The organism is Streptomyces sp. SID1328, from assembly GCF_009865595.1.
Lineage (GTDB): Bacteria > Actinomycetota > Actinomycetes > Streptomycetales > Streptomycetaceae > Streptomyces > Streptomyces griseoluteus.
On sequence record NZ_WWKH01000465.1, the window covers coordinates 1 to 7,243 of the forward strand.

The 7,243-nt window shown below is 71.1% G+C and carries 5 protein-coding genes; 1 reads left to right on the forward strand and 4 read right to left on the reverse strand.

What is annotated here, in order from left to right:
* Positions 1-32: 32 nt before the first annotated feature.
* The 4 genes from GT030_RS14385 to bldG form a co-directional block, all read right to left on the reverse strand.
* Positions 33-626 (reverse strand): small secreted protein, encoded by a 594-nt coding sequence (locus GT030_RS14385; RefSeq protein ID WP_135791697.1) that lies wholly within the window; start codon positions 624-626, stop codon positions 33-35.
* A gap of 207 nt (positions 627-833) precedes the next feature.
* A complete protein-coding gene (locus GT030_RS14390) occupies positions 834-3,248 on the reverse strand; it encodes a sodium-translocating pyrophosphatase (RefSeq protein WP_161201449.1) in 2,415 nt (804 codons plus the stop codon).
* Between the two features lie 374 nt (positions 3,249-3,622).
* Positions 3,623-4,060, reverse strand: a complete 438-nt coding sequence (locus GT030_RS14395; protein WP_161201450.1) for an ATP-binding protein — start codon at positions 4,058-4,060, stop codon at positions 3,623-3,625.
* A 162-nt stretch (positions 4,061-4,222) separates the two neighbouring features.
* On the reverse strand, positions 4,223-4,564 hold the full coding sequence (gene bldG / locus GT030_RS14400) for an anti-sigma factor antagonist BldG (RefSeq protein ID WP_010986038.1): 342 nt from the start codon (positions 4,562-4,564) through the stop codon (positions 4,223-4,225).
* Between the two features lie 82 nt (positions 4,565-4,646).
* Between bldG and GT030_RS14405 the strand changes: the two genes are divergently transcribed.
* Entirely contained in the window at positions 4,647-7,196 is a 2,550-nt protein-coding gene (locus GT030_RS14405) for a DEAD/DEAH box helicase (RefSeq protein WP_237522423.1), read from the forward strand.
* Positions 7,197-7,243 lie beyond the last annotated feature (47 nt).

A 7,243-nucleotide genomic window follows, 5' to 3' on the forward strand; every position in this document is an offset into this window, starting at 1 on the left:
GCCGCTGCGCCCGGCCGTCCGCGCGGGCGCCGTCAGCTCTTGGCGGCGGGCGGCGCGGAGGCGGAGACCTTGCAGCTCTGCTGCTCGGCGATGGCCTCCTTGACGTCGCCCTGCTCCAGGCGCTTCAGCGCCTCGGTGCCGCTGCTGCTCTGGCGGCCGATCTCCTTGGTCTGGTCGGCGACCTCGTGCAGGCCCTTGGCGAACTTGCCCTGGTCCTTGGTGTCCAGCCCGTCGACCTTCTTCTTCAGGTCGGCGTAGGAGGTGGCCAGGCTGTTGAGGTTCTTCACCGCGTCCTGCTGCCGCTTGGCCCCACCGTCGACCCCGGGGGGAGCACCGGCGCCGTTGATGGCGGTGGCGATGGCCTTGTAGCCGTCGGACATGTCCTGGAACGCCTGCGCGTACGTCTCCTTCGCCGTCTTCGGCGGGAGGTCGCTGTCACTGGCGATCTTGGCGATCCCGGCGTTGGCCGCCTTGATCTTGGTGTACTGCGCGGGCACCGCGTCGCACACCTTCTTCGCCCAGACACCCAGCTTGGGGTCGGGGCCGCCGCCGTCGCTGCCGCATCCCGTCAGCGCCGTTATCAGTACCGCGCCGCCGGACAGGGCGGCCGCGAGCTTCTTGTTCACCGGATCGGTCCCTTCCATGGCTATCGGCCACCGGAATCTACACGGCGGAACGAGACCATCCACACGACCGATGCCCTATAAGCAGACTTTTGCGGTGCTTCGCACCATGCGAGAGAAGGCTCACGGCCGACGGCGCTCCCCACCACGCACGAGCGGGCGGCGACGCGTCAGCACGCGCCGTCCGCCCGCCCGTTGGCCAAGCCTGGGTTACGGAACCACCGCCGGGGGCTTGGAATTGGGGACCTCGCCCGCGTCCTCGTCCCCCACCGCGATCCCGCGCCGCTTGGACACGTACACCGCGACGACGATCACCAACAGCGCGAACACCGCGACCAGGGCGCGGACGAGCATGCTGCTGCTGCCTCCGTAGGAGAACTTGATCACCGCGGGGGCGATGAGCAGGGCGACCAGGTTCATCACCTTCAGCAGCGGGTTGATGGCCGGGCCCGCGGTGTCCTTGAAGGGGTCGCCGACGGTGTCGCCGATCACCGTGGCCGCGTGGGCGTCGCTGCCCTTGCCGCCGTGGTGGCCGTCCTCCACCAGCTTCTTGGCGTTGTCCCAGGCGCCGCCGGAGTTGGCGAGGAACACCGCCATCAGCGTGCCCGCGCCGATCGCGCCGGCGAGGAAGGCTCCGAGGGCGCCGACGCCGAGGGTGAACCCGATGAAGATCGGCGCCATCACGGCGAGCAGGCCGGGCGTGGCCAGCTCGCGCAGGGCGTCGCGGGTGCAGATGTCGACGACCCGGCCGTACTCGGGCTTCTCCGTGTAGTCCATGATCCCCGGCCGCTCGCGGAACTGCCTGCGCACCTCGAACACCACCGAACCGGCCGACCGCGACACTGCGTTGATGGCGAGCCCGGAGAAGAGGAAGACGACCGCCGCGCCCGCGATCAGGCCGACCAGGTTGTTGGGCTGGGAGATGTCCATCGACAGGGTCAGCGGCGAGCCCGGCCCGCTGAGCTGCTCCCCCACGTCCCGCACGCCGGTGGTGATCGCGTCCCGGTACGAACCGAAGAGGGCCGCCGCCGCGAGGACGGCGGTGGCGATGGCGATGCCCTTGGTGATGGCCTTGGTGGTGTTGCCGACCGCGTCCAGGTCGGTGAGCACCTGGGCGCCGGCGCCCTCCACATCCGAGGACATCTCGGCGATGCCCTGCGCGTTGTCGGAGACCGGGCCGAAGGTGTCCATGGCGACGATCACCCCGACCGTGGTCAGCAGCCCGGTCCCGGCGAGCGCCACCGCGAACAGCGCCAGCATGATCGAGGTGCCACCGAGCAGGAACGCCCCGTACACGCCGAGGCCGATCAGCAGCGCGGTGTAGACGGCGGACTCCAGGCCCAGCGAGATGCCGGAGAGGACGACGGTCGCGGGGCCGGTGAGCGAGGTGCGGCCGACGTCGCGGACCGGGCGGCGGGTGGTCTCGGTGAAGTAGCCGGTGAGCTGCTGGATGACGGCGGCGAGCAGGATGCCGATGGCCACGGCGACCAGCGCCAGCACCCGGGGGTCGCCGTCCTTGCCGCGGATCGCCGCGTCGGTCACGCCGGCCAGCTCGGAGTAGCGGGCGGGCAGATAGACGTAGACGGCGACGGCGACCAGCGCGAGGGAGATCACGGCCGAGACGAAGAAGCCCCGGTTGATGGCGCTCATCCCGCTGCGGTCGGCGCGGCGCGGGGCGACCGCGAAGATGCCGATCATCGCGGTGATGACACCGATGGCCGGGACCAGCAGCGGGAAGGCGAGCCCGGCGTCGCCGAAGGCGGTCTTGCCGAGGATCAGCGCGGCCACCAGGGTGACGGCGTACGACTCGAAGAGGTCGGCCGCCATGCCCGCGCAGTCCCCGACGTTGTCGCCCACATTGTCCGCGATGGTCGCCGCGTTGCGCGGGTCGTCCTCCGGGATGCCCTGCTCGACCTTGCCGACCAGGTCGGCGCCGACGTCGGCGGCCTTGGTGAAGATGCCGCCGCCGACTCGCATGAACATGGCGATCAGGGCGGCACCCAGGCCGAATCCCTCCAGCACCTTGGGCGCGTCGGCCGCGTAGACCAGCACCACGCAGGAGGCGCCGAACAGGCCGAGGCCGACGGTGAACATGCCGACCACGCCGCCCGTGCGAAATGCGATCTTCATCGCTTTGTGCGAGACGACGGTGAGATCCTTTTCCGCCTCGCCCTCTCCCGGAGTCGCCTCCCGGGCGGCCGCGGCGACGCGCACATTGCTGCGTACGGCGAGCCACATGCCGATATAGCCGGTGGCCGCCGAGAAAGCCGCGCCGATCAGGAAGAACACCGAGCGTCCGGCCCGCTGATTCCAGTCGTCCGCGGGAAGCAGCAGAAGCAGGAAGAACACCACGACGGCGAAAACGCCGAGGGTGCGCAACTGCCGCGCCAGATACGCCTTCGCGCCTTCCTGGACCGCCTCGGCGATCTCCCGCATGCGCGCGGTGCCCTCGCCCGCCGACAGCACCTGGCGCACCAGGACGCCCGCGACGACCAGCGCCGCAAGGGCCACCGCCGCGATCACGGCGACCAGCGCGCGGTTGCCGTCCGTCAGGACGACGGCCGCGAGGTACACGGAGTTGGATGCGGAGTGACCCGCCTGACCAGGGATGAGAAGCCCCGCCATTCGTCCTCCTTGACGCTTGGGCCGAGCTCAAGCTGTGGACGGACTTGTAGCTGCCCGAAGGTGATCCCGACCGGCACGGTAAACAGAATTGCCCGCCCCTAACCCTTTAGCAAACGATCGAGTGCAGGACCAGAGCACGAAACCCGTACGGAGTAATACCCCTGAGGCATTTAAGATCGCACCTTCACCGGCGCCATCTGCGGGGGTTTCCGGTCGTGAATTCCTTCACGTATTCGGGGCGGCCGGCGGTTCGGCCGAAAGTGGCCGGAACGCCGCGAGGGGCCCTGCGGTGCAGGGCCCCTCGGGAAGTCGTCCGGCTCGCGTGGCGCGCGATCCGGATCAGTGCGGTCCGGATCAGTGCGGTTCAGTGCGGTTCAGATCAGTACGGTCGGCGGCGGGACGGTCGGCCAGGACATGCGGATCACGCCGCCGTTCTCGCTGGTGGTGACCTCGACGTCGTCCACGAGGCCGCTGATGACCGCGAGGCCCATCTCGTCCTCCTCGGCCTCCACGTCCGCGTCGGCACTCGCGCCGCCCGCGACCCGCTCGGCGGACACGGCGTGCGGGGCCTCGTCGCCGACCTCGATGGAGAAGAGCTTCTCCTCCTCGATCAGCGACACCTTGACCGGCGCGGTGATGCCCACGCTCTGGTGGAGTCCGACCGCGCGGGAGCACGCCTCACCGACCGCGAGGCGGACCTCGTCGAGTACGGCCTCGTCCACTCCGGCCCTGCGCGCCACCGCGGCCGCCACCAGACGGGCGGTCCGGACGTGCTCGGGCAGCGCGCTGAAGCGGAGTTCGACGGTGGCCATGCATCCCCCTCGCGTACTACGGGCGTGCGGTGCGGGGCCGGGGCCGCCGAAAGCCCGCACCCCCATGATGAAACTTCCGCGCCCGGACCGCTGACGGCACCGGGCCGGAGCCGACCGGTGCCCGGACCGCACAGACGGCCCGGACCCGGCTTACGACCCTGATCAGTCGGTGGCCGCCACCGCTTCCTCGACCGAGGTGTGGATGGGGAACACCTTGGTGAGGCCGGTGATACGGAAAATCTTCAGAATGCGCTCCTGGTTGCAGACCAGACGGAGCGAGCCCTCATGGGCACGCACCCGCTTCAGGCCACCGACCAGCACGCCGAGCCCGGTGGAGTCGAGGAAGTCCACGCCCTCCATGTCGACGACGAGATGGAAATTGCCGTCGTTCACCAGCTCGACCAACTGCTCGCGCAGCTTGGGCGCGGTGTACACATCGATTTCGCCACCGACCTCGACGACCGTACGATCGCCGACGGTACGGGTCGACAGGGACAGGTCCACGAATCCTCCAGCACCTTGCTCTCGAGCGGTCGCCCCTCGGGACATCCCGGCTTACGGCCCTTGGAACACTTCGCCAGCCGCCATGGCATTCAATCACTTACCGGCAGGTGTGCACGACGCCTTGGCTCCATTGTCCGTCAAGCCGGTGACACACTCGGTGCCGATGGCCAAGAATCACCGACCCGATCACCCCCAGCCGGACCCGGCGTCCCGCCCGTCCCCGGAGACGGTTCTGCACCGGCTCGCCTCCGGTCCGAGCAGGTCCGCGCGCATCACTCATACGGAGCACTTGCCCCCGCGTGCGGGCCGCCATGCCGTCTGGCCGGACCGGATTCGTGCCGAGGTGATCGCGGCGGTCCAGGAGCGCGGGATCGAGCACCCCTGGGCCCACCAGGCGATCGCCGCCGAGCACGCCCTGGACGGCGACTCGGTGGTCGTCGCCACCGGCACCGCCTCCGGCAAGTCGCTGGCCTATCTGATGCCGGTGCTGTCCGCCCTGCTGGACGGCTCCGAGGCCCCGAACGGACGGGGCGCCACCGCCCTGTACCTCTCCCCGACCAAGGCCCTGGCCGCCGACCAGTGCCGCGCGGTACGGGAACTCGCCGCGCCCCTGGGCAACGCGGTGCGCCCCGCGGTCTACGACGGCGACACCCCGTTCGAGGAACGCGAGTGGGTACGCCAGTACGCCAACTACGTCCTGACCAACCCGGACATGCTGCACCGGGGCATCCTGCCCTCCCACCCCCGCTGGTCCTCCTTCCTGAAGTCGCTCAAGTACGTCGTCATCGACGAGTGCCACACCTACCGGGGCGTCTTCGGCTCGCACGTCGCCCAGGTGCTGCGCCGGCTGCGCAGACTGTGTGCCCGCTACGGCGCGTCGCCCGTCTTCCTGCTGGCCTCCGCCACGGCCGCCGAGCCCTCCGTGGCCGCCCGCCGGCTGACCGGGCTGCCGGTGGTCGAGGTCGCCGACGACGCCTCACCGCGCGGGGAACTCGTCTTCGCCCTCTGGGAGCCCCCACTCACCGAGCTGCACGGCGAGAAGGGCGCCCCGGTGCGCCGCACCGCCACCGCCGAGACCGCCGACCTGCTGACCGACCTCACCGTGCAGGGCGTGCGCTCGGTCGCCTTCGTCCGCTCCCGGCGCGGCGCCGAACTGATCTCGGTCATCGCGCAGGAACGGCTCGCCGAGGTCGACCGTTCTCTGGTCCGGCGTGTCGCCGCCTATCGCGGCGGCTACCTCCCCGAGGAGCGCCGCGCCCTGGAACGCGCCCTGCACTCCGGCGACCTCCTCGGCCTCGCCGCCACCACCGCCCTGGAGCTGGGCGTGGACATCTCCGGCCTGGACGCGGTGGTGATCGCCGGCTATCCGGGCACCCGCGCCTCCCTGTGGCAGCAGGCGGGCCGCGCCGGGCGCTCCGGACAGGGCGCGCTGGCGGTCCTGGTGGCCCGCGACGACCCGCTGGACACCTACCTCGTCCACCATCCGGAGGCCCTGTTCGACCGCCCGGTGGAGTCCACGGTCCTCGATCCGGACAACCCCTACGTCCTCGCCCCGCACCTGTGCGCGGCCGCCGCGGAGATCCCGCTGACCGAGGCCGACCTCGATCTCTTCGGACCCGTGAGCGCCGATGTGCTGGGCCAACTGGAGGCCGCGAAGCTCCTGCGCCGCCGCACCCGTGCCTGGCACTGGACGCGCCGGGAACGCGCCGCCGACCTGACCGACATCCGGGGCACCGGCGGACCTCCGGTGCAGATCGTGGAGGAGGGCACCGGACGCCTGCTCGGCACGGTCGACGCCGAGGCCGCGCACTCCGCCGTCCACGAGGGCGCGGTCCACCTCCACCAGGGCCGCACCTACCTGGTGCGCTCGCTCGACCTGAAGGACTCCGTCGCCCTGGTCGAGCAGGCCGACCCGCCGTACTCGACCGCCGCCCGCGACACCACGTCCATCGCCGTCCTGGAGACGGAGACCGAGATCCCGTGGGGCTCCGGCCGCCTGTGCCTCGGCTCGGTCGAGGTCACCAACCAAGTGGTCTCCTTCCTGCGCAGACGCCTGATCACCGGTGAGGTGATGGGCGAGACGAAACTCGATCTCCCTCCGCGCACGCTCCGGACCCGCGCGGTGTGGTGGACGGTCACCGAGGACCAGCTCGACGAGGCCCGGATCAACCCGGAGATCCTCGGCGGCGCCCTGCACGCCGCCGAACACGCCTCGATCGGCATGCTGCCCCTCTTCGCCACCTGCGACCGCTGGGACATCGGCGGTGTCTCGGTCCCGCTGCACCCCGACACGCTGCTCCCCACGGTCTTCGTCTACGACGGCCACCCCGGCGGGGCGGGCTTCGCCGAGCGCGCCTTCCACACCGCCCGCGCCTGGCTGACGGCCACCCGCGAGGCCATCGCCTCCTGTGAGTGCGAGACCGGCTGCCCGTCCTGCATCCAGTCCCCCAAGTGCGGCAACGGGAACGAGCCACTGCACAAGCGGGGGGCGGTACGGCTCCTTACGACGCTGCTGCGGGGGGCACCGGAGGAGGCGGGCGGGACGGGTGCGGGCACCGGCGGGGCGAATGCGGACGGGACGGGGGCGGCCGGGACGGGGGCGGCCGCTTCCGGGGAGGGCGAGCCGAGCTAGGGGCTGAGGCCCTGCGACGCGGGCGCCTGGGTCGCGAGGCCGGGACC